The 25,226-nt window shown below is 68.2% G+C and carries 29 protein-coding genes; 11 read left to right on the forward strand and 18 right to left on the reverse strand.

Annotated elements, in window-relative coordinates; all coding sequences use genetic code 11:
• The first annotated feature begins 4 nt into the window (after positions 1 to 4).
• Positions 5 to 220 (forward strand): hypothetical protein, encoded by a 216-nt coding sequence (locus tag IEY17_RS04735; RefSeq protein ID WP_188985825.1) that lies wholly within the window; start codon positions 5 to 7, stop codon positions 218 to 220.
• Positions 221 to 372: 152 nt separating this feature from the next.
• Here the strand turns inward: IEY17_RS04735 and IEY17_RS04740 are convergent, their stop codons facing one another.
• Positions 373 to 861 carry a VTT domain-containing protein gene (locus IEY17_RS04740; RefSeq protein WP_229679845.1) on the reverse strand — a complete coding sequence of 163 codons (489 nt, stop codon included), beginning with the start codon at positions 859 to 861 and terminating at the stop codon, positions 373 to 375.
• A 94-nt stretch (positions 862 to 955) separates the two neighbouring features.
• Positions 956 to 1,516, reverse strand: coding sequence for a GNAT family N-acetyltransferase (locus IEY17_RS04745; RefSeq protein WP_188985827.1), 561 nt, complete (start codon positions 1,514 to 1,516; stop codon positions 956 to 958).
• A gap of 76 nt (positions 1,517 to 1,592) precedes the next feature.
• Here IEY17_RS04745 and IEY17_RS04750 point away from each other — a divergent pair, with 76 nt between their 5' ends.
• Positions 1,593 to 2,810 carry a winged helix-turn-helix domain-containing protein gene (locus IEY17_RS04750; RefSeq protein ID WP_188985829.1) on the forward strand — a complete coding sequence of 406 codons (1,218 nt, stop codon included), beginning with the start codon at positions 1,593 to 1,595 and terminating at the stop codon, positions 2,808 to 2,810.
• 253 nt (positions 2,811 to 3,063) lie between these two features.
• On the opposite strand, the gene IEY17_RS04755 is transcribed toward IEY17_RS04750, so the two are convergent.
• Together IEY17_RS04755 and IEY17_RS04760 are read right to left on the reverse strand one after the other, a co-directional pair.
• Positions 3,064 to 4,035 (reverse strand): DUF4097 family beta strand repeat-containing protein, encoded by a 972-nt coding sequence (locus IEY17_RS04755; RefSeq protein ID WP_188985831.1) that lies wholly within the window; start codon positions 4,033 to 4,035, stop codon positions 3,064 to 3,066.
• A 15-nt stretch (positions 4,036 to 4,050) separates the two neighbouring features.
• Entirely contained in the window at positions 4,051 to 4,620 is a 570-nt protein-coding gene (locus tag IEY17_RS04760; protein WP_188985833.1) for a toxin-antitoxin system HicB family antitoxin, read from the reverse strand.
• A 163-nt stretch (positions 4,621 to 4,783) separates the two neighbouring features.
• Between IEY17_RS04760 and thyX the strand changes: the two genes are divergently transcribed.
• The 8 genes from thyX to IEY17_RS04800 all read left to right on the forward strand — a co-directional run bounded on the left by thyX (position 4,784) and on the right by IEY17_RS04800 (position 16,300).
• Positions 4,784 to 5,536, forward strand: coding sequence for an FAD-dependent thymidylate synthase (gene thyX, locus IEY17_RS04765; protein WP_188985835.1), 753 nt, complete (start codon positions 4,784 to 4,786; stop codon positions 5,534 to 5,536).
• 131 nt (positions 5,537 to 5,667) lie between these two features.
• Entirely contained in the window at positions 5,668 to 7,122 is a 1,455-nt protein-coding gene (locus tag IEY17_RS04770; RefSeq protein WP_229679846.1) for a serine/threonine-protein kinase, read from the forward strand.
• Positions 7,123 to 7,159: 37 nt separating this feature from the next.
• A complete protein-coding gene (locus IEY17_RS04775) occupies positions 7,160 to 7,786 on the forward strand; it encodes a TIGR03085 family metal-binding protein (protein ID WP_188985837.1) in 627 nt (208 codons plus the stop codon).
• A gap of 148 nt (positions 7,787 to 7,934) precedes the next feature.
• Positions 7,935 to 8,867, forward strand: a complete 933-nt coding sequence (gene dapA, locus IEY17_RS04780; protein ID WP_188985839.1) for a 4-hydroxy-tetrahydrodipicolinate synthase — start codon at positions 7,935 to 7,937, stop codon at positions 8,865 to 8,867.
• A 46-nt stretch (positions 8,868 to 8,913) separates the two neighbouring features.
• On the forward strand, positions 8,914 to 10,599 hold the full coding sequence (locus IEY17_RS04785; protein WP_188986286.1) for a ribonuclease J: 1,686 nt from the start codon (positions 8,914 to 8,916) through the stop codon (positions 10,597 to 10,599).
• 229 nt (positions 10,600 to 10,828) lie between these two features.
• A complete protein-coding gene (locus IEY17_RS04790; RefSeq protein ID WP_188986314.1) occupies positions 10,829 to 11,125 on the forward strand; it encodes a hypothetical protein in 297 nt (98 codons plus the stop codon).
• A 175-nt stretch (positions 11,126 to 11,300) separates the two neighbouring features.
• A complete protein-coding gene (locus IEY17_RS04795; protein ID WP_188985841.1) occupies positions 11,301 to 14,873 on the forward strand; it encodes a DEAD/DEAH box helicase family protein in 3,573 nt (1,190 codons plus the stop codon).
• Positions 14,870 to 16,300, forward strand: a complete 1,431-nt coding sequence (locus tag IEY17_RS04800; protein ID WP_188985843.1) for a restriction endonuclease subunit S — start codon at positions 14,870 to 14,872, stop codon at positions 16,298 to 16,300. Before IEY17_RS04795 ends, IEY17_RS04800 begins: the two co-directional genes overlap by 4 nt.
• Here IEY17_RS04800 and IEY17_RS25930 read toward each other — a convergent pair.
• From IEY17_RS25930 to IEY17_RS04825, 5 genes are all read right to left on the reverse strand, one after another.
• Positions 16,197 to 16,520, reverse strand: coding sequence for a DUF397 domain-containing protein (locus tag IEY17_RS25930; RefSeq protein WP_188985845.1), 324 nt, complete (start codon positions 16,518 to 16,520; stop codon positions 16,197 to 16,199). The two genes, IEY17_RS04800 and IEY17_RS25930, sit on opposite strands and share 104 nt — an antisense overlap.
• A gap of 15 nt (positions 16,521 to 16,535) precedes the next feature.
• Positions 16,536 to 17,084, reverse strand: a complete 549-nt coding sequence (locus IEY17_RS04810) for a DUF5753 domain-containing protein (RefSeq protein ID WP_188985847.1) — start codon at positions 17,082 to 17,084, stop codon at positions 16,536 to 16,538.
• An 11-nt stretch (positions 17,085 to 17,095) separates the two neighbouring features.
• A complete protein-coding gene (locus tag IEY17_RS04815; protein WP_188985849.1) occupies positions 17,096 to 17,293 on the reverse strand; it encodes a DUF397 domain-containing protein in 198 nt (65 codons plus the stop codon).
• A gap of 228 nt (positions 17,294 to 17,521) precedes the next feature.
• Positions 17,522 to 17,719, reverse strand: coding sequence for a DUF397 domain-containing protein (locus tag IEY17_RS04820; protein WP_188985851.1), 198 nt, complete (start codon positions 17,717 to 17,719; stop codon positions 17,522 to 17,524).
• Positions 17,720 to 17,734: 15 nt separating this feature from the next.
• Positions 17,735 to 18,595: a helix-turn-helix domain-containing protein gene (locus IEY17_RS04825; RefSeq protein ID WP_188985853.1), complete on the reverse strand. Its 861-nt coding sequence runs from the start codon at positions 18,593 to 18,595 to the stop codon at positions 17,735 to 17,737.
• Positions 18,596 to 18,917: 322 nt separating this feature from the next.
• Between IEY17_RS04825 and IEY17_RS04830 the strand changes: the two genes are divergently transcribed.
• The gene (locus IEY17_RS04830; RefSeq protein WP_188985855.1) at positions 18,918 to 19,154 is read left to right on the forward strand and encodes a hypothetical protein; all 237 of its coding nucleotides are present in this window, start codon (positions 18,918 to 18,920) and stop codon (positions 19,152 to 19,154) included.
• 176 nt (positions 19,155 to 19,330) lie between these two features.
• Here IEY17_RS04830 and IEY17_RS04835 read toward each other — a convergent pair whose 3' ends face one another.
• Genes IEY17_RS04835 through IEY17_RS04875 form a run of 9 tightly spaced genes read right to left on the reverse strand, consistent with a single transcriptional unit; the run spans position 19,331 to position 25,098 of the window.
• Entirely contained in the window at positions 19,331 to 20,155 is an 825-nt protein-coding gene (locus tag IEY17_RS04835; protein WP_188985857.1) for an ESX secretion-associated protein EspG, read from the reverse strand.
• 2 nt (positions 20,156 to 20,157) lie between these two features.
• Positions 20,158 to 21,450, reverse strand: a complete 1,293-nt coding sequence (locus IEY17_RS04840) for a hypothetical protein (protein ID WP_229679847.1) — start codon at positions 21,448 to 21,450, stop codon at positions 20,158 to 20,160.
• 21 nt (positions 21,451 to 21,471) lie between these two features.
• Positions 21,472 to 22,062 (reverse strand): DUF3558 domain-containing protein, encoded by a 591-nt coding sequence (locus IEY17_RS04845; RefSeq protein WP_229679876.1) that lies wholly within the window; start codon positions 22,060 to 22,062, stop codon positions 21,472 to 21,474.
• Between the two features lie 10 nt (positions 22,063 to 22,072).
• A complete protein-coding gene (locus IEY17_RS04850) occupies positions 22,073 to 22,399 on the reverse strand; it encodes a hypothetical protein (RefSeq protein WP_188985861.1) in 327 nt (108 codons plus the stop codon).
• Between the two features lie 33 nt (positions 22,400 to 22,432).
• On the reverse strand, positions 22,433 to 22,942 hold the full coding sequence (locus IEY17_RS04855) for a hypothetical protein (protein ID WP_188985863.1): 510 nt from the start codon (positions 22,940 to 22,942) through the stop codon (positions 22,433 to 22,435).
• A 21-nt stretch (positions 22,943 to 22,963) separates the two neighbouring features.
• On the reverse strand, positions 22,964 to 23,545 hold the full coding sequence (locus tag IEY17_RS04860) for a DUF3558 domain-containing protein (RefSeq protein WP_188985865.1): 582 nt from the start codon (positions 23,543 to 23,545) through the stop codon (positions 22,964 to 22,966).
• 20 nt (positions 23,546 to 23,565) lie between these two features.
• Positions 23,566 to 24,147, reverse strand: coding sequence for a DUF3558 domain-containing protein (locus IEY17_RS04865; protein WP_188985867.1), 582 nt, complete (start codon positions 24,145 to 24,147; stop codon positions 23,566 to 23,568).
• Between the two features lie 20 nt (positions 24,148 to 24,167).
• Positions 24,168 to 24,761, reverse strand: coding sequence for a DUF3558 domain-containing protein (locus tag IEY17_RS04870; protein WP_229679877.1), 594 nt, complete (start codon positions 24,759 to 24,761; stop codon positions 24,168 to 24,170).
• A 10-nt stretch (positions 24,762 to 24,771) separates the two neighbouring features.
• On the reverse strand, positions 24,772 to 25,098 hold the full coding sequence (locus IEY17_RS04875; protein WP_188985871.1) for a hypothetical protein: 327 nt from the start codon (positions 25,096 to 25,098) through the stop codon (positions 24,772 to 24,774).
• Positions 25,099 to 25,226: the final 128 nt, after the last annotated feature.

The raw sequence follows: 25,226 nt of genomic DNA on the forward strand, positions 1-25,226 counted from the left end.
ACCCATGCGCACGACCCGTGCCCTGACCGCAACAGTGCTGGCCGCGGCGGCCCTGCTCGGTGCGGGCCCGGCCGCCCTGGCCGCGCCGCCCGACGACGTCGCGGTGGTCGACGAACCCGACACCAGCGGGTTGCACAACAAGTGGACGTTCGCCCCGCTGGGCGTACCGGTTTTCGGGCTGCTCGACTCGATCACCGGGGCCCCGCGGCGCCTGCTGTGACCTCGTGGGTCCGGGACCGCCCCACCGGTCCCGGACCCACCTCCCGGCGCTCGCCGCTCGCCCGGACAATCCACACCAACCACCCACCCGCGCCCAGGGCCTCCCAAACTTGCCTCAATGTGGGCGCCCATCCGGGCTGGTCCGTGTTCTGATCAAAGCCAGGCGACCACGATCCCCGGCGCGATCGCCAACGCCCCAAAACGGACGAACCGGCCGACGAATCCGGTGATCACGAACGTGGCCAGCGGCACCTTCGCCCACCCGGCCACCACCGCGACGGCGGCGAACGGCGGCAGGCTCGCCACCGCGCTGACCAGCAACACCGCACCCGTCCACACCGGACGTTTCCGGCAGCTCACCCGGAACGTCTCCAACCAGCCGCGCCACCGTCCCTTACGCTCCGCCTCGCTCTTGCGCCGGAACAACCGCGGCAGCCGGATCACGCCGCGCGCGGCGTAGTAGTGCAGCAGCTTGCCGCCGATCTGTCCCGTCGCGATCACCACGGCCAGCAGCCACCACGGGATCTCCGGCTCCTTGAGCACCAGGCCGACCGCGAACAGCTCGACGCTGATCAGCGGCAGCAGCGCGGACGCCACCGACACACCGAAGGTGGTGGACAGCAGTCCGATCACGGTCAGCACGATTGCTCCCCGCAAAGCGCGTTCGGTCCCCAGTGGGCGAGAGGCTAGCAACCCGGCCGCACTGAGGAGGAGCGAACGGCGCCGGTGTTCATCGTCAGTTCGCCCACGACAGTCCCATCGGGCCGGACAACCGGAGTTCCCGCAACGGGCGACCACCGGCGTCCAGCGTGCGGACCGTGCCGTCCGGCGCCCACCCCGCGCTGCGGAAGAACGCCATCGACGCGGTGTCGGCCTCCGGGACCCAGGTGATGCCGCGCGTGGCGCCCTGCGCGGCCAGCCGCTGCGCCATTGCCCCCAGCAGCCGCCCACCGTGTCCGCGGCGGCCCCACCGCGGCTCCACCAGCAGTGCGCTCACCAGCGCCACCTCGGCCAGGTCGGACGGTACCGCGCCGTCGGCCGCCGCGGCCTCCGCCTCCGGAGCGGGCCCGGCCGCGCAGAACCCCACGACCCACGGGCCCTCGGTCGCCACCAGCACCGCGGCCGGCCCGGAGGTCAGCGTCTCGTACCACTGCCGCTCGGTGGCCTCGCTGTCCAGCCCGTCGAGCACCTCGGCGGGCAGCAGCTCGGCATACGCGGTGCGCCACGTGGTCAACTGGATGCGGGTGATCTCCGCTGCGTCCTCGGGCACCGCGACCCGCACGTCGGCATCGGCCATGGCGCCAACCTAACGTGCCCGGACGGTCACCGAACCGGCCCCTGCGTTGTCAGGGGCGGCTGGCACGCTTTCGCGCGTGCAGACCATGAGCCGCGACACCGCACGTCGACTCGCCCTGGCCGCCCAAGGCTTCGCCGACCCGCCACCGCGGGGCGAGGTCACCCGCCGTCACCTGCAACGCGTCCTGTCGCGCACCAAGCTGCTGCAGCTCGACTCCGTCAACGTGGCCGTCCGCGCCCACTACATGCCGCTGTTCAGCAGGCTCGGTGCCTACTCCCCGGACCTCGTCGACACCGCCGCCTGGTCGCACCGGGCGCGACAGCCGCGGCTGCTCGTCGAGTACTGGGCGCACGAGGCGTCGCTCATCCCCGTCGAGGACTGGCCGCTGCTGCGCTGGCGCATGCGCGAGTACGGCGGGGCGTGGCGGCGGCGCAGCCGCGAGCTGCTGGAGCGGGTGCCGCAACTGGTCGACGACGTGCTGGCCGCCGTCAAGGAGCTGGGCCCGATCGGCGCCGGGGCGCTGGAACGGGAGCTCGGCGGCGGCGAACGCCGGGGCAGCGGGCCGTGGTGGAACCGGAGCGACACCAAACGCGTCTGCGAGCTGCTGTTCGCCATGGGCCAGCTGACCACCGCCACCCGGCGTTCCTTCGAACGCCTCTACGACCTGCCCGAACGTGTCCTGCCCGCGCACGTGCTGGCGCACGAACCCGAAGATGAGGACGCCATCCGCGCGCTCGTCGAGCGTTCCGCGCAGGCGCTCGGCGTCGCCACCGAACCCGACCTGCGCGACTACTACCGGCTCAGCCCGGCCCGCTCCCGGCAGGCGGTGGCCGAGCTCGTCGAGGACGGCGTGCTCGAACCGGTCACGGTGCACGGCTGGCGGCAGCCTGCCTACCGGCACGTCGGCGCGCGGGTGCCACGCAAGATCACCGGGCGGGCGCTGCTGTGCCCGTTCGACCCGCTGATCTGGGAGCGGTCCCGCACGGAACGGCTGTTCGACTTCCGGTACCGCATCGAGATCTACGTGCCCGAACCCAAGCGCCAGTACGGCTATTACGTTTTCCCGTTCCTGCTGGACGGGGACCTCGTGGCCCGCGTCGACCTGAAGGCCGACCGCGCGGCCGGTGTGCTGCGCGTGCCCGGCGCGTTCCTCGAACCCGGCCGCGACGCGGCCGATGTGCTGCCGGAACTCGCCGGGGCCCTGCACGACATGGCGGGCTGGCTCGGCCTGGACGGCGTGGCCGTCGGCGAACGGGGCGACCTGGCCACGGCGCTGCGGTCGGTGATCAGCTAGCCCTTCCTCCGGATGCCGCCGAGGCGCCGCCGCAGGTCCACCGGGCGCGACGGCTCGTCGCGCAACGCCCAGAGCACCATCGGCATCCCCGTGTTGGCGAGCGGGTCGCACACCAACCGCCACGGGGAGTCGGCGAGGCACTCCGGGTACCGATGGGTCGGACTGCGCTCCCCGATCCATCGGCACCCGGCACCCGCTGCGCCCGCCCGTCGCCGGCCGCCGATTCGCCACCCCATCCGGCACCGGTCTGCGCTCAGGTGGCCGACGTCAGCACCGCGTCCCCCGTCCCGGTCCGGCCGAAGATCCGTAGCCCGGGCTCCTGCTCCGGCGCTTTGTCGGACACCACGAGATCGCTGCTCGCCGTGCCGGTCGAGGAGGTGAGGTCCACCTCTGCGGCGACACCGCGGTGCACCGACACCTGGATCTCCCCGGACCCGGTGATCAGTTCGAGCTGCCCGGCCAAGGCGTCGGCGATTGTCAGGTCGCCGCTGCCGGACCGCACCAGCACGTCGTCGGACACCGCGCCGAGCCAGACGTTGCCGCTACCGGTGGCCACCGACGACGCCGCCTGGATCGCGCTGATCTCGATGTCCCCGCTGCCGCTGCGGGCGTGCACCCCGCCGGCCATCGTGCCCAGCCGCAACTGACCGGCGCCGGACCGGACCGTGGCCCGGTCGGTGGCCCGCTCAACCGACACTCCGCCGGAGCCGGCCTGGATGCTCACCCGCCCGGCCTGCCCGGTGACGGTGACCTCGCCGGAACTGGTGTGCACCCCCACCTCGGAGTCCTGCGGGGCGCGGACCTTGACCGACAGCGGCACGCTGCGCAGCGGCGCCGTCGCCGGCGGGCGCACGGCGAGCCGGTTCCCGGTCAGGTCGATGCGCGTCCGGTGCACCGCCTCGGCGGCCGGTTCCCGCCCGCGGTCCTCGACACCCGAGCGGATGCCTGCCTCGCTGAACTGCTCGCTGACCCAGCTCAGCAGGCCGGTCAGCCCGCTGCGCCAGTCAGGCCCGGCGGATGAGGGGTCGTGCCGGACCTCGACGTGCGTGGTCGCGGTCTCGGCCAGCTCCACCACGACCGGGCCGAGGCTGTTGCCGATGTCGATCCGGATCGGTCCCGGTGTGTCGAAGTCCTGGCTGCGCACCAGTTCCGCCAGCCCGTCCTCCGCGCCGCGCCAGTTCTCGGGTTCGCTCGGGCCGGGGCCCGTGGCCTCGTCGTTCGTCATCGTGCGCACCGCCTTTCAGCCCTGCACCCAGCCGTGCACGCGCGAACCCGGCTCGCCGCGCCACCGGCCGCGCGGTCCGCCGCCGGGCGGTCCCCAGCCGCGCCCCGGGCGCCCGTGACGGGGGTGGTCCCACGGGCCGCGCGGGCGTCCCATGTGCAGGGCGCCCTGCACCGCCTGCGCGACCCAGGTGTTCAACGACACGCCCTGCGACGCCGCGGCCTGCTCGGCCTGGGTCTTGATCTCGTCCAGCAGGCGCAGCGTGATGCGGCTGATGTCGCCGCTCTCGCCGCTCGGTGGTGGTGGCGGAGGTGGTTCGGACTCGTCCTCCGCCGCCGACGTGGTGGCCTCACCGCTGACCACCACCCGCACGTCGCGCCCGGCCAGGCGGATGTCGACGACCTGGCCGTCCAGCTGGGTCGTCACCTCCGCGGCCAGGTCGGACAGCGCGTTCATGATCGCCAGGCGGGCGGCCGGTTCCATGGCGCTGGCCAGGACCGCGGCGGTCTGCCGGGTCTGGTCGTCGCCGGCGGAGGCCGCCGAGGTCAGGTCCTGGCGAAGTTGGTCGATGTAGGGGCTCAGATCCATGACGCCACTATGACGCTACGGATGACATCACGCAATGACCTGATGGTGTCATCTGGCGTCATGGGATCTCGTCGGGCCCGCCGGTTACGCTCGAACGCACACAGGGGAGTCGTCCGCGGCGGTCATCGGCCGTCGGTGAGAGCAGGAAAGGGGTCCGCCCGTCGTGACCGAGATCGTGCGGCCGAAAGTGCAGCTGATCGGCAAGACCGAGTTCTTCCCGCCGGAGGACGTGGACTGGTCGACCGACGCCGACGGCGGCCAGGCGCTGGCCGAGTTCGCCGGTCGCGCGTGCTACCAGTCGTGGCGCAAGCCGAACCCGGCCACCGCCACCAACGCGGGCTACCTGCGGCACATCCTGGAGGTCGGCCACCTGTCCGTGCTGGAGCACGGCACGGTGTCGTTCTACCTGTCCGGGATCTCCCGCTCGCTGACCCACGAGCTGATCCGGCACCGCCACTTCTCCTACTCGCAGCTGTCCCAGCGGTACGTGCCCGAGCGCGACGCCGCGATGGTCGAGCCCGACGTCATCGCCGCGGACCCGGAGCTGCACGAGAAGTTCGTCAAGGCCGCCGAGGCCAGCGTCGCCGCCTACACCGAACTGCTGGCCGCGCTGGAGGAGAAGTTCGCCGACGAGCCCAGGGCCACGCTGCGCCGCAAGCAGGCCCGGCAGGCCGCCCGCGCGGTGCTGCCCAACGCCACCGAGACCCGGATCGTGGTCACCGGCAACTACCGCGCCTGGCGGCACTTCATCGCGATGCGCGCCTCCGAGCACGCCGACGTGGAGATCCGCGCGCTGGCCGTGGAGTGCCTGCGCCAGCTGCAGAAGGTGGCGCCGAACGTCTTCGGCGACTTCGAGATCACCGCGCTCAGGGACGGCACCGAGGTGGCGTCCAGCCCGTTCGTCACGGAGGGCTGAGCCCGACCGTCGTTTGTCCGGGTCGCCGATGCAACCGACCGTGCTTCTGCGGAGTCCAAGTGCCCGCCGAAGTCATCTGATTGGATGATCGGCGATCCGGAAGCATGTGCGCTGCGCGATCGCGTGCGTCGATGGTCGTGGAGGACGGCGAGGTGGTGGAACAAGTCGGGCCCGGTTCGCAGAGCCGGGTGATCGGCGGCCGGTACCAGGTGCTGCAGGAGCTCGGCCGCGGCGGCATGGGCATTGTCTGGCGCGCCTGGGACCAGGTGATCGGTCGCGAGGTCGCGATCAAGGAGCTCCACCTGCCCGACGGGGTCCCGCCGACCGAGCGGCGGGTCTACGAGGAGCGCGTGCTCCGCGAGGCGCGCACCGCGGGACGCCTCAACGACCCCGCGGTGGTCACGGTGCACGACGTGCTGGCCGAGAACGGCACGACCTACATCGTGATGGAGCTCGTGCCGGCGGTCACGCTCACCGAGCACGTCGCCCAGCACGGCCCGCTGCGGCCGGAGCAGGCGGTCGACCTGCTCCGGCAGGTCCTCTCCGCCCTCGAGGCCGCGCACGCGGCCGGGATCGTGCACCGCGACGTCAAGCCGAGCAACATCATGGTGGCCGACGGGCGGGTCAAACTGACCGACTTCGGCATCGCCCAGACCCTCGACGACCCGCGGTTGACCACCAGCGGCGCGATCGTCGGCTCGCCGTCGTTCATGGCCCCGGAGCGCCTGCGGGGGGCCGACGCGACCCCGGCCAGCGACCTGTGGTCGCTGGGTGCCACGCTCTTCTTCGCGGTCGAGGGCTGGATGCCGTTCGAGCGGCAGACCACGGCGGCCACGCTGAACGCGGTGCTCACCGAGACGCCGCGGTTGTCCCGGGCGCACGGCATCATCGGGACGGTGATCACCGGGCTGCTCATCGCGGACCCGCGGGCCCGGTTCACCGCGCCGCAGATCCGCGCGCTGCTGGACAGTGGCCCCGCCGGCGGCACTTTCGAGCACACCCAGCCGGTGGGCCCGCCCACCCGCGTCGCCCACGCGCCGAAGCGCGGGTGGATCATCGCAGCCGCGGTCGCCGCCGTGGTGCTGTTCGTCGCGGGTCTGCTGACCGGGCGGCTGGCGCTGGGTGGCGGTGCGCCGAGCGCGATGGAGCCGACCCTGATGATCGGCCGCGGCGGGGACATCGAGACCTTCGACCTCGACGGCAAGGACTGCGGCAACGGCGAGGTGGCCAGCGGCGAGCGCCTCGACCAGGGCGTGTCCTGCTCGGACCCGCACGACTTCGAGGTCTACGCGTCCGATTCGGTGTTCGGTTCCGGCGACTACGACATCGCCTACCCCGGCCGGGACCTGCTGGCCCGCTACGCCGAGGGCTACTGCTCGGTCTACTTCGCCTCGGACGAGGTCGTCGCGCCGGGCAAGCAGACCGCACTGCGGTATGTCGCGCTGATCCCCTCGGAGCAGTCCTGGAACGACTACCGCAACAGCAGGAGCGACAGCGACTCCGACAACGACACCGGCACCCAGAACGTCTACTGCGTGCTGTACGGCGCGGACGGCGGGCAGCTGCGGACCTCGGCGACGAAGTGATCACGCCCCGTTCATCGGCAGTGGCTAGAGTGGTCGTATGGGTGTCGCCAGCGATGAACGCCAGCAGTTGTGCGGTCTGCTCGAGCAGGTCGGCCCGGACGCGCCGACGTTGTGCGAGGGGTGGACGACCCGTGACCTCGCGGTGCACCTGGTGGTGCGCGAGCGCCGGCCGGACGCGTTTGCCGGCCGCCTGGTCAAGGCGTTGGCCCAGCGCAGCGAGCGGATCGAGAACGAGCTGCGGGAGCTGAGCTGGGCGGAGCTGGTCGACCGGATCCGGCAGGGGCCGCCGAAGTGGAACCCGCTGGGCCTGAGCGGGGTGGACGAGGCGGTGAACGCCGCCGAGTTCTACGTGCACCACGAGGACGTGCGGCGCGCCCAGCCGGACTGGCAACCGCGGCCCACCGACCCGCAGCGCGAGGACGCGCTGTGGAAGTCCCTGTCGCGGATGGCGAAGGTGTTCTACGGGCGCAGCCCGGTGGGCGTCGTGCTGCGCCGCCCGGACGGCACCGAGATCGCGGCCAAGCGGGGACCGCGCACCGTGCGCATCCTCGGCGAGCCCAGCGAGCTGATCCTGCACGCCTTCAGCCGCCGTGCCGCGAAGGTCACGTTCGACGGCAACGAGGCCGACGTGCTGGCGGTGGAGGACCTGCGCCGGTCGTTCTAGCTCCGCACGCGGAAACTCACTCGCAAACCGCTTGGCGGGCCGGAAGAAACACCGCTGGAACCGGGATGCGCCGGTGTGGTTTCCGCCGTTGCACAACAGACCTGGCCGGGCGCTCTGAGCAGGGCGGTCACCAGGTAGCGTCAGGGGCATGACCGTCTGTCCCACTGCCTCCGAGGGCCGCCCGTTCGGCCGCGTCCTGACCGCCATGGTCACGCCGTTCGACGAGAGCGGGAAGCTCGATCTGAAGCTGGCGCAGGAGCTGGCGACCTACCTGGTCGACAAAGTCGGCAACGACGGGCTGGTGGTCAACGGGACCACCGGCGAGAGCCCCACGACCAGCGACCACGAGAAGGAGCAGCTGCTGCGCGCCGTGGTCGAGGCGGTCGGGGACCGGGCGACCGTGGTGGCCGGTGCCGGGACGAACAACACCGAGCACTCCGTGGAGCTGGCGCGGACCGCCGAGCGGGCGGGCGCGCACGGCCTGCTGGTGGTGACCCCGTACTACTCGCGCCCGCCGCAGGAGGGGCTGTTCCAGCACTTCTGGACCGTCGCGGACGCCACCGAGCTGCCGGTGATGCTCTACGACATCCCGCCGCGGTCCGTGGTGCCGATCCAGGTCGACACGCTCAAGCGCCTCGCCGAGCACCCGCGGATCAGGGCGGTCAAGGACTCCAAGCACGACCTGCTGGCCGGCAGTGAGGTCATGGCCAGCACCGGGCTGGCCTACTACTCCGGCGAGGACCCGCTGAACCTGCCGTGGCTGTCGGTGGGTGCGGTCGGTTTCGTCAGCGTGATCGGGCACGTGGTGGGTGATCGGCTGCGGCGGATGCTGGACGCCCACGAGGCCGGGGACGTCACCACGGCGCGCGAGATCCACACTGGACTGCTGCCGGTGTACCGGTCGATGAACGTCGTCGGCGGCGTGATCTTCTCCAAGACCGCGCTGCGGTTGTGCGGCTACGAGACGGGCAACCCGCGGTTGCCGCTGCCGGCGGCGACCGAGGAGCAGGTGCGACTGATCACCAGCGACCTGTGGGATGCTGGATTGGTACTGGTCAATCCGGACGCCGCACAGAGGTGAACCAGCGTTGAGCGCAAAGGCGACAGCCAGCGAGTGCCACCCGGTGATGCCGGTTTCGTCGGCGCCACCGCCCCCGTTGGCCGAGGGTGGGCTGCGCGTCGTGGCGCTCGGCGGGATCGGCGAGGTCGGCCGGAACATGACGGTGTTCGAGTTCGACGGCCGCCTGCTGATCGTGGACTGCGGGGTGCTGTTCCCCGAGGACGACGCACCGGGCGTCGACCTGATCCTGCCGGACTTCGCCCCCATCGAGAACCGGTTGGACGACATCGACGCCCTGGTGCTCACGCACGGTCACGAGGACCACATCGGGGCGGTGCCGTTCCTGCTGCGGTTGCGGCCCGACCTGCCGGTGGTGGGGTCGAGGTTCACGCTGGCGCTGCTGGCCGCGAAGTGCCGGGAGCACCGGCTCGACCCGGTGCTGATCGAGGTGGCCGAGGGGCAGCGCAGCACGCACGGCGCCTTCGATCTGGAGTTCTTCGCGGTCAACCACTCGATTCCGGATGCGCTGGCGGTGGCCATCCGCACCCCGGCCGGGATCGTGCTGCACACCGGTGACATCAAGCTGGACCAGCTGCCGCTGGACGGCCGGCTGACCGACCTGGCCGGGTTCTCCCGGCTGGGTGACGAGGGCGTGGACCTGTTCCTGGTCGACTCCACGAACGCGGAGGTGCCGGGGTTCGTCACGCCGGAGCGCGAGATCGGCCCGGTGCTGGACCGGGTGATCGGCAGGGCCACGCAGCGGGTCATCGTGGCCTGCTTCGCCAGCCACGTGCACCGCGTGCAGCAGGTCCTTGACGTCGCCCAGGCGCACGGCCGCAAGGTGTGCTTCGTCGGGCGTTCCATGGTGCGCAACATGGGCATCGCCGCGGAACTGAGCATGCTCAACGTGCCGGAGGGCCTGCTGGTGGACCTGGACGAGGCGCTGGCGATGCCCGAGCACATGGTCGCGTTCGTCTCGACGGGGTCGCAGGGCGAGCCGCTGTCGGCGCTGTCCCGGATGGCGCGCGGCGAGCACAAGCAGATCCGCATCCGTGCGGGTGACACGGTGGTGCTGGCGAGCTCGCTGATCCCGGGCAACGAGACCGCGGTGTTCGGCGTGGTCAACGGCCTGGTCCGGCTGGGCGCGACGGTGGTGCACCAGGGGCACGCGAAGGTGCACGTCTCCGGGCACGCGTCGGCCGGGGAGCTGCTGTACCTGTACAACGCGGTGCGGCCGAGCAACGTGATGCCGGTGCACGGCGAGTGGCGGCACCTGCGGGCGAACGCGGAGCTGGCGCGGTTGACCGGGGTGCCCGCGGATCGTGTGGTGATCGCCGAGGACGGCGTCGTGGTGGATCTGCTGGACGGCATCGCCAGCATCGCCGGCCGGTTCGAGGTGGGGCACGTCTACGTCGACGGGCTGTCGGTCGGCGACGTGGGCGAGTCGACGCTGTCCGACCGGTTGGTGTTGGGCGAGGGCGGGTTCATCGCCATCACGGTGGCGGTGGAGGCGGCCACCGGGCGGGCCGTGTCGTCGCCGACGATCTCCGGGCGGGGTTTCTCCGACGACCCGAAGGCGCTGGACGACGTGGTGCCGCTGGTGGAGATGGAGCTGGCCCGCACCGAGGCGGAGGGCATCACCGACACCCACCGGATCGCGCAGGCGGTGCGCCGCGTGGTGGGCCGCTGGGTGGCCGAGACCTACCGGCGGCGGCCGATGATCGTGCCGAACGTGCTGCCGGTCGGCTCCTGACCCCTCGCTCACCCGAGCGAAAAACTTGTCCTTTTTGTTCGCTTATTTCGATCACTGGTCGTGATCATCCCGGTCGCAGGGTGATCTGTGGATCACGTTGGAGGGACACAGCAGGCCCGCTCAGCGGTCTGCTGCAAGGGTGAGAAGCACCGGCCCGACGGGCTTTCGCCCCGACGCGGAACTCGTCGAGCCGGCGAACACCAGTCGGGACATTGAGGGGTTTTTCAAGGTGCTTACTTCCGTTCGACTCTTCGGTGTCGCTGCTGCCGCAGCCGCGACGATGGCCATTGGTTCCCCGGCTTTCGCCGACAGCTACGACAACGACGGCATCAACATCGCCAACGACAACAACGTCAGCCTGGCCCCCGTCCAGGTGACGGGCACCAACGCGGCGGTGCTGGGCGCGACCGGTCCGGGCTGGTGGTGGCCGGGTTACTACGCGGCCACCCCGGGTTACTACCACACGCTGCCGGCCCCGGCGGCGGGCTCGACCACCGCGATCAACGCCCCGATCATCGAAAGCTGACACCAACCGCTCGGTCACACCAGAAGGGCCGGTCTCCCGCGGGAGACCGGCCCTTCTGCCGCGTTGGGTCCCTCGACAGGGGGTGACAGTGATCTGACGCCGCGCTACTTGTACGCTCAGTGATCAATTTGCTACGTTGCTCTGTTCTCGTTCACTTGACTGGGGAAGGAACGCGATGGCCAGGGCGGATCGCCGCGTTGAGCTGAAGGCATTGGTGGACAAGTCGCCGAACTTCAGGTTTCTGGCCGACACCGATCCGCTGCTGGGGTTCCTGGGCGCCAGCGCCGAGTACCACCTGTACACCGAGCCGTCGCTGTCCGGTGTCCGAGCGCGGCAGTTCGGTGAGGTGATCACGAAATGGGCGTGCGCGCGGGCCGGGATCAGGTTCACCAAGAAGGACAACTTCAACGGGCGGATCCACGCGCTGGCCGACAACGGGGCGTTGGACAAGGCCAAGTGCGACATGCTGCACCAGCTGCGCGAACTGGGCAACACGGCAGCGCACGAGTACTACGCCGAGCGCGACAAGGTGATGGACGCGGTTCGCGTGTGCTTCGAGCTGGCCGGATGGCGGCATCGGGCGGAAACCGACGATCGCACCCCCCGGGCGTTCCAGCCGCCGCCGCGTCCGGCCGTGGTGCCGGAGCCGGTCTCCGCGGCAGACCGAGCAGCCATGGCCGAACTCAACGCCAAGATCAGCGAGTACGAGCGGCAGCTCGTCGATCTGCACATGGAGCTGGGAGACGCGCAGTCGTCCTTGCACGGCGCCGAGTCGGCACGTCGCCGGGTCGAGGAGGAACTGGCGCGAGTCAGCGCTGAGCAGGAGCAGTGGCGGCAGCGTGCCACCGAACTCGACGACTACGTCAAGCAGTTGGTCGCCGAGCGCGAGGCCGCCGAGGTCGCGGAGGTTTCCGCGCGGGAGCGCGAGGACTTCCTGCGCCGGTCCCGGCGGGCGTGTGCGCCGCCGCTGACCGAGGCGCAGGTGCGGCAGCGGCTCGACGACACGCTGCGGGCGGCCGGGTGGGCCGTGCAGGACCACACCGATCGGAATCCGTTCGCCGCGCTGGGGGTGGCGGTCAAGGAAGTGCACACGCGCGCGGGTTTTGCCGACTACTTCCTCTACGTGCGCACGAAGCTGGTGGGTGTGATCGAGGCGAAACGCGAGGGCGAGGACCTCAGCGCCGCACAGGCACAGGCATGGCTGTACGCCGCGGCGCTCACCGAGGACCAGCAACGCAGGGCGTGGCGCAAGGGAGTCCTGCCGTTCCAGTACGTCACGGACGGCAATGAGACGCGGTTCCGCAACGAGCTGGACCCGAAGCCGCGCAGCCGCCGCGTTTTCGCGGTGCACCAGCCCCGGACCATCGAGGCGTGGATGCAGCGGGCCGACGAGAACCCGGAGACCCCGACCCTGCGGGCGGCGTTGCAGCGGTTGCCGGAGGTTCCGCTGGACAGCTCCAGGCTGCGTGACGCGCAGTTCGAGGCGATCCAGGGTCTGGAGAAGTCGTGGGCGCGCAACGATCCGCGTGCGTTGATCCAGATGGCGACCGGCGCGGGCAAGACCTACACGGCCGCCAGCTTCGGCTACCGCTTCCTGCAACACGCCCGGGGCAAGCGGATCCTGTTCCTGGTGGATCGCACGAGCCTGGGCGACCAGGCGGAGGCGGAGTTCAAGAACTTCACGACGCCGGACACCGGCCGGAAGTTCCGGGAGCAGTACAACGTGGACTGGCTGTCCGGTTCGATGGTGCTGGATTCCACGAGCGTGGTGGTCTCGACGATCCAGCGGATGTGGTTGAGACTGACCGGGCGGCAGGTGCCGGAGGCCGGCGACGACCGCGAACTGGACGAGCAGCTGACGGGGCCCGCGGAGGTCGAGTACAACCGCGACATCCCTCCGGAAACATTCGATCTGATCGTGGTTGATGAGTGTCACCGGTCGATCTACGGCCGCTGGCGCGCGGTGCTGGAGTACTTCGACGCGTTCCTCGTGGGGCTCACCGCCACGCCGGTCCCGGAAACCTACGGGTTCTTCGAGCGGAACCTGGTCAGCGAGTACCCGTTCGACCGGTCGGTGATCGACGAGGTCAACGTGCCGTTCGAGGTCTACCAGATCAAGACGAAAATCGGCGAGCAGGGCTCGACGATCAAGGCGGGCACGGTGGTTCCGGTGCGGGACACCAAGACCCGCCGGGAGCGGATGGAGGATCTGGAGGACGACCTCATCTACACCGGCAGGCAGGAGGGGCGGAAGGTCATCTCCACGGACCGGCTGCGTACGGTGATCCAGGAGTTCCGCGACAAGCTGTTCACCCACATCTTCCCGCCCGCGGTGTGTGGTCGGCGCGAGTACGTGCCCAAGACGCTGATCTTCGCGCGGTCCGACGAACATGCCGAGGAGATCGTGCGGACGGTGCGACAGGTGTTCGCCGAGGGCGACGAGTTCTGTCAGAAGATCACCTACCTGGCGCCGAAGGCGAAGGACCGGTTGCAGGCGTTCCGGAATGCGCGGCTGCCGAGGATCGCGGTCACGGTCGACATGATCTCCACCGGGACGGACGTCCGGCCGCTGGAGTGTGTGTTCTTCCTGCGCGAGCCGGGGACGTGGTCGCTGTTCGAGCAGATGAAGGGGCGGGGTGCGCGGACGGTCGATCCCGCGGAGCTGAAGCGGGTGACTCCGGACGCGCAGGCCAAGACACACTTCGTGATCGTTGACGCGGTGGGCGTCACCGAAACCGCGCGGCCGGAGACCCGGCCGTTGGAGCGGTTCAGCGAACGGCAGATCAGTCTGCAGAAGTTGTTGCAGAAGGCCGGTTCGTTGAGCTTGGAGACCGACGAGATCGCCACCTTGGCCGCACGCCTGTCGAAGCTGAACCGGGATCTGAACGACGACGACAAGCAGGAGTTGGCGGAGCTGGGCGGCCAGCCGTTGCAGGACATTGCCCGCGCCCTGCACGACGCCGTCGACCCGGACCGTCGCGAGGAGGTGCGGGAACAGGCGATGCAGGCCGCCGGCGGTGACCCGGCGGCCGGGGAGCAGGCGGTGCGGGAGCTGGAGGAGAACGCAATCCGACCGCTCGCGGAGAACCCGCAGCTGCGGGAGCGGATCGTCCAGGTGCGTCGTGCGCACGACATGGTGATCGACGAGGTGAGCACCGACGAGATCACGACCAGCCGGGGCCTCACGGCGGAGGAACGCGCGCGGCAGACGGTCGAGTCGTTCCGCGACTACCTGAACACGCACGCGAGCGAGATCGCCGCTTTCGAGATCGCGTTCCGGGAGCGGCGCAACCCGCGCGAGGTGTTCGCGAAGCTCAACGATCTCGCCAAGAAACTGGCCAGGCCGCCGCGCAACTGGACACCCGAGCGGTTGCTGGACGCCTACGACAAGCTCGGCAAGGCCGCCGCGCGCAACGGGGCCACCGCCGGGGTCGCCGACTTCATCGGCATCCTGCGCCACGAGCTGGGGCTGGACGAGCAGGTGCGGCCGTACCGCAGCATCGTCGAGGAGCGCTTCGCGGGCTGGCTGGCCCGCCAGGAACAGCAGGGCGTGCGGTTCACCGCCGACCAGCGGTGGTGGCTGGACCAGGTGGTGGCCACCATCGCCAGCAACGTCACCTTCGAACCCGAAGACCTCAACGACGTACCATTCACCGGGCGAGGCGGAAGCTACGGATTCGCCGAAGCATTCGGCCGCGACCAGGCGATAGCCATCCTCGAAGACCTGAACCGGGAGCTGAGCGCGTGACAGACCTACCCACCGGCTGGGCCTGGACACTGATCGGTGACGTGACCGAAATCCAAGGTGGTATCCAAAAACAGCAGAAGCGGCGCCCAGCCAACAATGCTTACCCCTTTCTTCGGGTAGCGAATGTTCTGCGCGGGCGGCTTGATCTCAGTGAAGTCCATGAGATCGAGCTGTTTGACGGTGAGCTGGAAAGGTACTCCCTGTGTGAGGGGGACCTTCTGGTGGTCGAAGGAAATGGTAGTCCGGGACATATCGGTCGTGCGGCGAGGTGGCGTCGTGAAATTCCAAACGCGGTGCACCAGAACCACCTAATCCGGCTTCGCCCAAATGCTCGGCTCCTCGACGCGCGGTATCTTGAGCTTGTCTGGAATTCTCCCCAAGTGGCCGATCAGCTTCGCGCTGTCGCGGGTTCGACAAGTGGATTGATGACGCTCAGCGTGTCAAAGCTAAAAAAGGTAGAGATTCCCCTGCCGCCGTTGGCGGAGCAGCGCCGCATCGTCGCCGCCCTCGAAGACCACCTCTCCCGCGTGGAGGTGGGGGAGCAGCTGTTACAGGCGGCTCTGCGGCGGAGCCGCATCTTGATCAAACAGGTGCTTTGCCATGCCGTTCCGGTGCCTGGCCCTTCGCATTGGCGGCAGGCAACGGTGGGCGAGGCGGGTTCGGTCGAACTGGGCAGGCAACGCCATCCGGACTGGCACTCTGGGCCGAACATGCGTCCCTATCTGCGTGTCGCCAATGTCTTCGAAGACAGGATCGACACTTCTGACCTGATGGAGATGGACTTCCCTCCGGAAATTTTCGAAAAGTTCCGTCTTTCAGTGGGTGACATTCTGCTGAATGAAGGGCAATCTCCGGAGCTGCTGGGGAGGCCCGCGATGTATCGCGGTGAACCGGCGGAGGTGGCGTTCACGAATAGTCTCCTCCGGTTCAGGTGTGGCCCTGGTGTTGACCCGGAATGGGCCTTATTGGTTTTTCGTCGCCACATGCATTCGCGGCGCTATCTGCGTGATATGCGCATTACCACGAACATTGCTCATCTTTCTGCGGGGCGGTTCAAGAAGGTTGAGTTTCCGATCCCTCCGTTGGCGGAGCAGAAAGAGATAATCCAGCGGGTGCATGATCGACTAGCTGACCTGGAGCGTTTGACGGAAGACCTGGCCAAGGCTGGACGTCGAGCCGATCATCTTCGTCGGGCTTTGTTGCGGGAGGCGTTTGCCGGGCGGTTGGTGGCGCAGGACCCGGCTGATGAGCCTGCTTCCGTTCTGTTGGAGCGGATTCGGGCTGAGCGGGAGAGTGCGCCGAAGACTCGGCGGGGGCGGAAGACTAGGCCGGCGAAGGCCGCGCCAGCGCCCGAGATCGATCCCACGCGGCCGTTGCCGGAGGCTGTCGGGCAGGGGACGCAGGGGGCGCTGGATCTGGGGTTGTGAGGTTGCCCGGCCCCGGCCGGGCAACCTCTGTTGGGTTAGTGTCCTGTCTTGAGGTGGCCCAGGCGGTGCTGGTGAAGACGAGTGTGCCGCCGTCGCGGTTCTTGGTGTCGCGGACGCCCACGACCCCCGGAACCATGGCAACTTCGACGCATGCGTCCTGTGTCGCGCTGTAGCTGCTCTTGAACCACGCCGCATCCGCCAGGACACGTCGTTCGATCATGGTGCGACCTCGCGTTCATTCCGAGTACTGCTGACGCACCGATCGTATGACGTTCAGCGACTTTTTCGGGGAAAGTGCGGCTGCCTGAAGTTGGCCCCACAGCTTGTTGTAGGTCGACACCGCATGCTTGTCGTCCAGATAGCGGGCATCGTCGAGGCATTCGACGAAGACGAACTCCAGATCAGCGGCGATGCCATCCGACGGGATGCGAAGCATCGTAAAGTCGAAGGACATCGCACCACCAGGCGTCTCTACGTCGAACGGCAGGATCTGAAGGTTGACGTTTTGCTGCAACGCCATCTCCGACAGGTGGTCGAGCTGCTCACGCATGATCTCCGCCGTGCCGACCCGCCGCCGGAGGCACGACTCGGACAGGATGAACGACGCCGTAGCCGGTTTGGCACGGGTGAGGATGGCCTGTCGCTCCTGCCGTGCTTCGACGTTCGCGTCGATGTCCTCGCTGTTGGAGCGGATTCGGGCTGAGCGGGAGAGTGCGCCGAAGACTCGGCACTCGGCCGGCGAAGGCCGCGCCGGCGCCGACGATCGACCCCTCCGGCCGGGCAACCTCGGCTGGGTTAGTGTCCTGCCTTGAGGCGGGTCAGGAAGTTGGCCCAGACGGTGCTGGTGAAGACGAGTGTGCCGCCGTCGCGGTTCTTGGTGTCGCGGACGCCCACGACCCCCGGAACCATGGCAACTTCGACGCATGCGTCCTGTGTCGCGCTGTAGCTGCTCTTGAACCACGCCGCATCCGCCAGGACACGTCGTTCGATCATGGTGCGACCTCGCGTTCACTCCGAGTACTGCTGACGCACCGATCGTATGAGATCCAGCGACTCCTTCGGAGATAGAGCGGCAGCCTGAAGCCTGTTCCACTGCTTGTTGTAGGCAGCGACAGCGTCAAGCGGCCGTTGCCGGAGGCCGTTGGGCAGGGGACGCAGGGGGCGCTGGATCTGGGGTTGTGAGGTTGCCCGGCTCCGGCCGGGCCGGGCAACCTTGTTGGGTCAGTGTCCTGCCTTGAGGCGGGTCAGGAAGTTGGCCCAGGCGGTGCTGTCGAAGACGAGCGTGCCGCCGGCGCGGTCCTTGGTGTCGCGGACGCCCACGGCGCCCGGAACCATCGCCACCTCGACACATTCGTCCTGCGTCGGGCTGTAGCTGCTCTTGAACCACGTCGCGTTGGCCAGGACATGTCGTTCGACCATGGTGGGTCCTCGCGTTCACTCCGAGTACTGCTGACACACCGATCGTATGAGATCCAGCGACTCTTTCGGGCAGAGTGCGGCTGCTTGAAGACGATCCCACAGGGTTGCGTATGCCGACACCGCGTCTTTCACGTCGAGGTAGCGGGCGTCGTCGAAGCTCTCGATGTAGACGAACTCAAGATCCGCTGCGATGCCATGCGAAGGGATCTGCAACAGCGTGAAGTTGAAGGAGATCCCGCCTGTCGAGGTCGCCGCATCGAAGGGCATGACCTGGATCGAGACGTTTGTGTGCAGCGCGACGTCGGCCATGTGGCCAAGCTGTTCGCGCATGACGGCGGCGTCGCCGATCTTCCTGCGCAAACACGACTCGGACAAGATGAAGGACAAGGTCGGCGGCTTGTCACGGGTCAAGAGCTGCTGCCGTTCTTGCCGCGACGCGACGAGGGCGTCCACTTCCTCGTCGTTGCGGCGGACTGAGGACGTGTGCAGTGCGCGCATGTACGCCTCGGTCTGGAGAAGACCTGGGATGATTTCGGCCTTGACCTGCCGGATGTTGTCGGCGTCGGTCTCCAGGTCGACGTACATCCGGAACCATTCCGGGAACACTGCGCGGTAGCCGTTCCACCGTCCGCGGGTGCTCCGGGTGCGCGCCAACTCGAACATCCACGGCACGTCGTCCGGGTCGACGCCGTAGAACTCCAGCAGAAGCTTGAGGTCTCCCTTGCTGATGCCGCCCTGACCAAGTTCCAAGCGGCTGATCTTGCTGTCTGCGCAGTCCAGCTCTTTCGCTGCTTCTGCCTGTTCGCGTCCTGCTTTCAGGCGCGCGTGGCGAAGTTCGTTGCCCAGCTGGAGCCGTCGCACTGTCGGGGTTGCCATCCGTTGCCTCCGGTCGGGATCCGTCGTGAGCAGTATTCATCAGCCGCATCTGCCTGGGAATGACTCTATCGAGCGACTATCTAATCTGCATTTGCGGTTTTAGCCTTTCTGCAGGCAGGTCCGAGGATGGGAGTCACGAGATGGGACCGAGGGATACAGTCGAGCAAACCCTGTTGTTGCTGCTCATGGCTTTGGTGGCGGTGTTGCCGTGGGTGGCGGTCGTGCGGGACCTGCCTGCTGTGCAGGTGTGGCGGGCGCGGAGTCGGGCTCGGCGGGTGACGCGCGAGATCCGTCGACAGTGCGGAGACCTGTGGTGACCGGGATGAGCGGTGAGATCCGGCGTCACTACTGGCTTCCGACGCCGAATCCGGAGACCGGTGCGTTCGCGCGGCACGCGTTCCGCGGCCGTCGCTGGGAGAGCCAGCCGGCCGACACGACGGTGTGCGGCAGGGATGTGGCGATGGCCAAGCCGAGCGAGGTGGACTGGTGCACCGCGCCGACCTGCTTGGAGTGCAACGGGATTCTCATCCGCGAGCAGCGCGGCGAAAGACCGCGATGAAGACCCGGTTCGATGCCGTTGCTTCCCCCCAACTGGCATCGGACCGCAGCGGCCGGTCGGCGGCGCCTCCCCTCCCGACACACGCCGACCGGCCGCACCTTCCCGAAAGGGGGAATTTCCCAACTTTAGGTGAACTTGGAACCTGGAAAGTTCCCAATTTCAGGCAAATTCGGGAATCAGACCGGGGCGGTCGGCCGGGTGATCACCTTGATCATCTCGTCGATGGCGGCGGTGAGCTTGCGGCCGTCGGCCGGGGCGAGGGTGTACCACTCGCGCCCGTCGCGGCCGGGCTTGCGCTGCGCCAGGTAGCAGCCCGCCTCGGTGGCGAAGAACTGCAGGTTGAACGGCAGCGTTCGGGTGCGCCGCACCTTCTGGTCGTAGGCGCGGATGGTGAACAGGCCGTCCATCGTGCGCTTCGCGGTGAACGCCTGGGCCAGCGTTTTGGCGTCGTTGCCGCGGATCCCGTTGGCGCCCAGTGCCGACAGCAGGCTGGTCTCGCCCGCACCCATGCGCCTGCCGGCCCGGTCCAACTGCTCGTAGGGAACCGACACCGAAATGCCCTCGGCGGCAGTGATCCGGCCGAGCAGGTTGACGGCGTTGCCGGCAGGACCGCCGTACTCGTGGCGCCTGATGCGGATGTCCCGCAGGTCATCCGCGGAGTCGCCATCGGCCTGGTACGCCTCGATGGTGCTGCGGCCCTGTTCGACGAGAACCGCGTTGAAACTCTCGCCATCCCGCGAGTTGACCGCGACACCCACCGCCAGCGGCGGGCGGGCGAGCAGGTGCACCGCGTCCTCCACGAACGGGTGCACATCGTCGTGTTCGAGCAGACCCTGCCCGGCCAGCTGCCCGCGGCCGAGTTCAGCCGCCTCCCTGCGGTTGTCCTCGGTGGCGTCGACGGGCAGCCAGCCCACCCGCAGCAGAGGGTGAAGTTGCAGCTCGAAACGAGTGCACAGGTAGCTCGCCGCGGCGGGAGGCAGGTTGACGGAACGCCCTGCCACGCTCACCGCTCCTCGGTCGAGGTGTCACCGAAGACCGCCGGCGCGACGCGCTGCATGTCGTTGGTGAACACGTCCTCGTCCTCCACGAGCCAGCTGGGGCGCTCGTGCTCCTGGTCCTCCTGCTTCTGCTGGCCGCGCCCAGCGGCACCCGCACCGCCCATCGCGCCAGCCGCGCCACCACGCGCCCCGGCACCTGCCGCAGTCGCGGAGCCACCAGCGCCAGGGCCACCCGTGAGGCCGCCGACGCCGACGCGACCACCGGCACCGAGCTGGGGCCCCGGGCCCATTCCGCGGCCCATGCCACCAACACCGCCCCGCATGCCCAGACCTGCGGCGCCACCGCGAGCCCCACCGGGGCCGCCGTTCGGCGATGGTGCCCAGCGGCCGTTGTAGGGGTTCTGCCGCTCCCACGCACCGGTCTGCGGGTTCTGCCGGTACAGCGTGCCATCCGGGCCGCGCACCACACCCGGCGGCAGCATTCCCGGAGCGGCCCACGACGGAGTCGACGGCGCCGGAGCCGTCGCTGGAGCCGGAGGCGGAGACGGTGGCGTGTAGGTCGGGGTGTGGCTCGGCGTCGCAGCCCACGCCGACGACGTGCCCGCTGGACTGACCGAAGTGGACAGTCCGCTGCTGCTACTGCTGGACGACGAGTGGCTGCTCGACGACGGGTAACCACTCGTCGTCGAGGTCGGCTGCTGCGGCTGCGGTGGCGGCGGAGGCGGCGTCTGGTCAGCGGGCTTGAACTCGGGCAGCCGCGCGATGACGCCCTCGGTCTGGGCGCGGTAACGCTCCATCGCCTGGTTGGCCTGCTGGTTGGTGTCGATGTACGCCTGCTGGCGCTCCTCGTAGTCGCTCATCCAGCTGGTGATGGGGTTGGAGTCCAGCCCCCATTCCTCGACCCACCCCTTCTGCGGTGGATCCAGGATCGCCTCCTGTCCGCTTGGCAGCGTGTCGCCCTCCGCAGGCAACGCATCGAACGCCTCTCGCTGGTAGGAAGCCTGCTCCTGGAGCGCGGCTTTGACCCCGCGCGAGGTGTTCGCTGCTTCCTCGGCGAAAGGCTTGATCTGTGCGATTGAGGCGTTCGCGGCGTCAGCGGCTCGTCCCTCGTGCGCGGCCTCGGCCGCGCGGAGTGCGTCCTCGATGTCGGTGACCATCTGGTCGAACGCCTTGCCCACGTTCTCCCACTTGGCGATACCCTGGTCGGTCGGCGCCGGAAGGGCGGTGGCGTCCCCGGAACCACCCATCTGCTTGCGGTACTCCCTGGCGCTACTCGCGTAGCACACGAAATCCGGCATTCTGTTGTCCCCCAATTTCAGTTATTTCGCGGCGGGCAGTGTTGGGATGGAGGCTTCGAGGGCCTTTTGGGCGAGGCCGCAGGGATCGGTCTTGCCGTCGGCGTTGATGTTGGAGTGGGCGTGCAGGATCTGGTGGTCGGACGTGGCCAGGTACAAATCGCAGTAACCGTCTTCGAGCGGGGTGCCCCTGTTGCCCCTCACAGCCGGATGGCCCGCAATATCCAGCTCCTGGTAGTCCGTGAAAAGCGTCTTGTTCCTCTGGTACTCGGTGATAGAGCCATTGATCACGGACAGGGCGACGCCGGCTCCGGATCCGTCCGACGCCCGCCACCAACAGGCATCGGAGATATTCGGGTCGATCTTGGGAGTGTCTTCCTTTTCGCCGGTGGCGTTGAGCCCCAACGACTGTGCCGCGTCGGCAGGGAGTAGCTGGCACAGTTCGGCCCGGGATGCGTCCTTTGGGTTATTGATCTCCGGGCTAGCGTGGGCCTGTGTCGGTTGTGTGGTCGGCTCCGTGTCGGCACCGCTCCCGGAACATGCAGTCAGACTGACCGCCATCGCAATGCCAGTCGCCAGGCCGACTGACCGGTTACGCACGCTTGTCCTCGTCATCACGCCTCGATCATGCCTCTCGCTCGACTCGACTCACGCCAGCACTGGCGGCTTCGTCGGATCGCCGGTACTCGTCGAGTGCTGCCTTGTACTCCTCGATTTTCTCTGTGAGCTTCTTCTCCAGTGCTTCGGCAGCTGCCCGCAGTGAACCTTCCTGGCCGGTAGCGCGCTCCTGGATTGCCTTCCGGGCTTTGGTCGTGTAGCTGTCGTTAGCTACGAGCTCACCGGGGGTAACCTCGCTCGCCTGGCGAAGTAAAGCCTGCGAGTCGTCGCGGATGTCCTCGAGCTTTTTGATCGCGTTCTCCGGCGCAGCTGGGTCGACAACGTACCCTGTCATGTCCTGTGTCCCCTCCCGGCGTGACACGCCTGGTCACTGATCCATTATCGGTGATCGCTGGTTGGTGTCGATGTACGCCTGCTGGCGCTCCTCGTAGTCGCTCATCCAGCTGGTGATGGGGTTGGAGTCCAGCCCCCATTCCTCGACCCACCCCTTCTGCGGCGGATCCAGGATCGCCTCCTGTCCGCTTGGCAGCGTGTCGCCCTCCGCGGGCAACGCATCGAACGCCTCTCGCTGGTAGGAAGCCTGCTCCTGGAGCGCGGCTTTGACCCCGCGCGAGGTGTTCGCTGCTTCCTCGGCGAAAGGCTTGATCTGTGCGATTGAGGCGTTCGCGGCGTCAGCGGCTCGTCCCTCGTGCGCGGCCTCGGCTGCGCGGAGTGCGTCCTCGATGTCGGTGACCATCTGGTCGAACGCCTTGCCCACGTTCTCCCACTTGGCGATACCCTGGTCGGTCGGCGCCGGAAGGGCGGTGGCGTTCCCGGAACCACCCATCTGCTTGCGGTACTCCCTGGCGCTACTCGCGTAGCACACGAAATCCGGCATTCTGTTGTCCCCCAATTTCAGTTATTTCGCGGCGGGCAGTGTTGGGATGGAGGCTTCGAGGGCCTTTTGGGCGAGGCCGCAGGGATCGGTCAAGCTGTTGTCGCTGGCGAAGGCATAGAGCATTTCTCGCTCCGAAACCGCCGCGAACACGGCGCAGAACCCGTCCTTCGCCGGATCGCCCTGGTTTGCCCGCACCGCCGGATGCCCAGCGATGGTCAACTCTTGGTAGTCGCTGAACGCCGACTTGTTGTCGTAGTACTCCTGGATCGACCGATCCTTGATCGGTGCGAGAGAAACCGAGGTGTGTCTGTCCGCGCTGCGCCAGACGCACGAATCTGATGTGTCCGGTGAAATCTTCGGGCTGTCGTCGACCTCGCCGGTTGGTTCGAGTCCCAGCGACGTCGCGGCATCAGCGGGCAGCAAGGCGCACAGCTCGACAGCGAAGGGAGACCTGGGGTCGCTGATCTCGGGGCCCGTCTGCGCCTGTGTCCGCTGGGAACTCTGCGGCGCTTCGTCACCGGTCGGACCGCCACCCGTGCACGCGGCCAATGCGCCGGTCAACACGACCCCGGCAGCGAGCACTCCGCTTCGCGAGTGGCTCACCTTTGTCCTCCAAGATTCAGTTATTTCGCGGGCGGCAAGGTTGGGATGGAGGCTTCGAGGGCCTTCTGGGCGAGGCCGCAGGGATCGGTCTTGCTGATATCATGGGTGAAGGCAAAGAGCATATCCCGCTCCGAAACCGCCGCGAACACGACGCAGAACCCGTCCTTCGCCGGATCGCCCTGGTTTGCCCGCACCGCCGGATACCCGGCAATGGTCAACTCTTGGTAGTCACTGAACGCCGACTTGTTGTCGTAGTACACCTGGATCGACCGATCCTTGATCGGTGCGAGAGAAACCGAGGTGTGTCTGTCCGCGCTGCGCCAGACGCACGAATCTGATGTGTCCGGTGAAATCTTCGGGCTGTCGTCGACCTTGCCCGTTGGTTCGAGTCCCAGCGACGTCGCGGCATCAGCGGGCAGCAAGGCGCACAGCTCGACAGCGAAGGGAGACCTGGGGTCGCTGATCTCGGGGCCCGTCTGCGCCTGTGTCCGCTGGGAACTCTGCGGCGCTTCGTCACCGGTCGGACCGCCACCCGTGCACGCGGCCAATGCGCCGGTCAACACGACCCCGGCAGCGAGCACCCTGCTTCGCGAGTGGCTCACCTTTGTCCTCCAAGATTCAGTTATTTCGCGGCGGGCAGTGTTGGGATGGAGGCTTCGAGGGCCTTTTGGGCGAGGCCGCAGGGATCGGTCAAGCTGTTGTCGCTGGCGAAGGCATAGAGCATTTCTCGCTCCGAAACCGCCGCGAACACGGCGCAGAACCCGTCCTTCGCCGGATCGCCCTGGTTTGCCCGCACCGCCGGATGCCCAGCGATGGTCAACTCTTGGTAGTCGCTGAACGCCGACTTGTTGTCGTAGTACTCCTGGATCGACCGATCCTTGATCGGTGCGAGAGAAACCGAGTTGTGCCCGTCCGGGGTCCGCCAGACACACGAATCTGCTGAGTCCGGTGAAATCTTCGGGCTGTCGTCGACCTCGCCGGTTGGCTCGAGTCCCAGCGACGTCGCGGCATCAGCGGGCAGCAAGGCGCACAGCTCGACAGCGAAGGGAGACCTGGGGTCGCTGATCTCGGGGCCCGTCTGCGCCTGTGTCCGCTGGGAACTCTGCGGCGCTTCGTCACCGGTCGGACCGCCACCCGTGCACGCGGCCAATGCGCCGGTCAACACGACCCCGGCAGCGAGCACCCTGCTTCGTTTGAGCACGTTCGTCCTCACCATCACGCCTCGATCATGCCTCGTCTCGTAGCCGACTCACGCCCGCCGCTGCCGCGTCGTCGTTGCGCCGGTACTCCTCCAGGGTTGCCTTGTAAGCGTCGATCTTCTCGGTCAGCTTCGCAGAGAGCTCTCGAGTGGCCACGCGCAAGGACCCATGTTCCCCGGTCGCGCGGTCCTGAATCGCCTTACGTGCCTTGTTGGTGTATGCGTCGTTGGCAGTGAGCTCGCCAGGCGTTACCTCCCCGGCCTGCTTCATGAGGGCCTCGATGTTCTTCCGGATCTCCTCGAGCTTCTTGATGGCGCTTTCCAGGGCGTCAGGATCGACGCCGTACCCGGTCATGCCTGCGTTCCCCCTCGTCGTGACACGTCTGGTTGCTGATCCATTGTTCGTGATCACCAAGTGCGATCAGGGGACAATGGGCTCAACTGCCACTATGGCGACGATCACTCTCCCGATGTGGCCAGGTG

This window comes from Saccharopolyspora thermophila (assembly GCF_014646075.1).
GTDB classification, from domain to species: domain Bacteria; phylum Actinomycetota; class Actinomycetes; order Mycobacteriales; family Pseudonocardiaceae; genus Saccharopolyspora; species Saccharopolyspora thermophila.

Bases quoted from the DNA above. Each gene is read 5' to 3' on its own strand.
- IEY17_RS04735 (WP_188985825.1), top strand. From the start codon at position 5: ATGCGCACGACCCGTGCCCTGACCGCAACAGTGCTGGCCGCGGCGGCC.
- IEY17_RS04745 (WP_188985827.1), bottom strand. From the start codon at position 1,516: ATGGCCGATGCCGACGTGCGGGTCGCGGTGCCCGAGGACGCAGCGGAG.
- IEY17_RS04755 (WP_188985831.1), bottom strand. From the start codon at position 4,035: ATGACGAACGACGAGGCCACGGGCCCCGGCCCGAGCGAACCCGAGAAC.
- IEY17_RS04760 (WP_188985833.1), bottom strand. From the start codon at position 4,620: ATGGATCTGAGCCCCTACATCGACCAACTTCGCCAGGACCTGACCTCG.
- IEY17_RS04770 (WP_229679846.1), top strand. From the start codon at position 5,668: ATGGTCGTGGAGGACGGCGAGGTGGTGGAACAAGTCGGGCCCGGTTCG.
- IEY17_RS04775 (WP_188985837.1), top strand. From the start codon at position 7,160: ATGGGTGTCGCCAGCGATGAACGCCAGCAGTTGTGCGGTCTGCTCGAG.
- dapA (WP_188985839.1), top strand. From the start codon at position 7,935: ATGACCGTCTGTCCCACTGCCTCCGAGGGCCGCCCGTTCGGCCGCGTC.
- IEY17_RS04785 (WP_188986286.1), top strand. From the start codon at position 8,914: ATGCCGGTTTCGTCGGCGCCACCGCCCCCGTTGGCCGAGGGTGGGCTG.
- IEY17_RS04795 (WP_188985841.1), top strand. From the start codon at position 11,301: ATGGCCAGGGCGGATCGCCGCGTTGAGCTGAAGGCATTGGTGGACAAG.
- IEY17_RS25930 (WP_188985845.1), bottom strand. From the start codon at position 16,520: ATGATCGAACGACGTGTCCTGGCGGATGCGGCGTGGTTCAAGAGCAGC.
- IEY17_RS04815 (WP_188985849.1), bottom strand. From the start codon at position 17,293: ATGATCGAACGACGTGTCCTGGCGGATGCGGCGTGGTTCAAGAGCAGC.
- IEY17_RS04820 (WP_188985851.1), bottom strand. From the start codon at position 17,719: ATGGTCGAACGACATGTCCTGGCCAACGCGACGTGGTTCAAGAGCAGC.
- IEY17_RS04825 (WP_188985853.1), bottom strand. From the start codon at position 18,595: ATGGCAACCCCGACAGTGCGACGGCTCCAGCTGGGCAACGAACTTCGC.
- IEY17_RS04830 (WP_188985855.1), top strand. From the start codon at position 18,918: ATGAGCGGTGAGATCCGGCGTCACTACTGGCTTCCGACGCCGAATCCG.
- IEY17_RS04840 (WP_229679847.1), bottom strand. From the start codon at position 21,450: ATGCCGGATTTCGTGTGCTACGCGAGTAGCGCCAGGGAGTACCGCAAG.
- IEY17_RS04845 (WP_229679876.1), bottom strand. From the start codon at position 22,062: ATGACGAGGACAAGCGTGCGTAACCGGTCAGTCGGCCTGGCGACTGGC.
- IEY17_RS04850 (WP_188985861.1), bottom strand. From the start codon at position 22,399: ATGACAGGGTACGTTGTCGACCCAGCTGCGCCGGAGAACGCGATCAAA.
- IEY17_RS04855 (WP_188985863.1), bottom strand. From the start codon at position 22,942: ATGCCGGATTTCGTGTGCTACGCGAGTAGCGCCAGGGAGTACCGCAAG.
- IEY17_RS04870 (WP_229679877.1), bottom strand. From the start codon at position 24,761: ATGGTGAGGACGAACGTGCTCAAACGAAGCAGGGTGCTCGCTGCCGGG.
- IEY17_RS04875 (WP_188985871.1), bottom strand. From the start codon at position 25,098: ATGACCGGGTACGGCGTCGATCCTGACGCCCTGGAAAGCGCCATCAAG.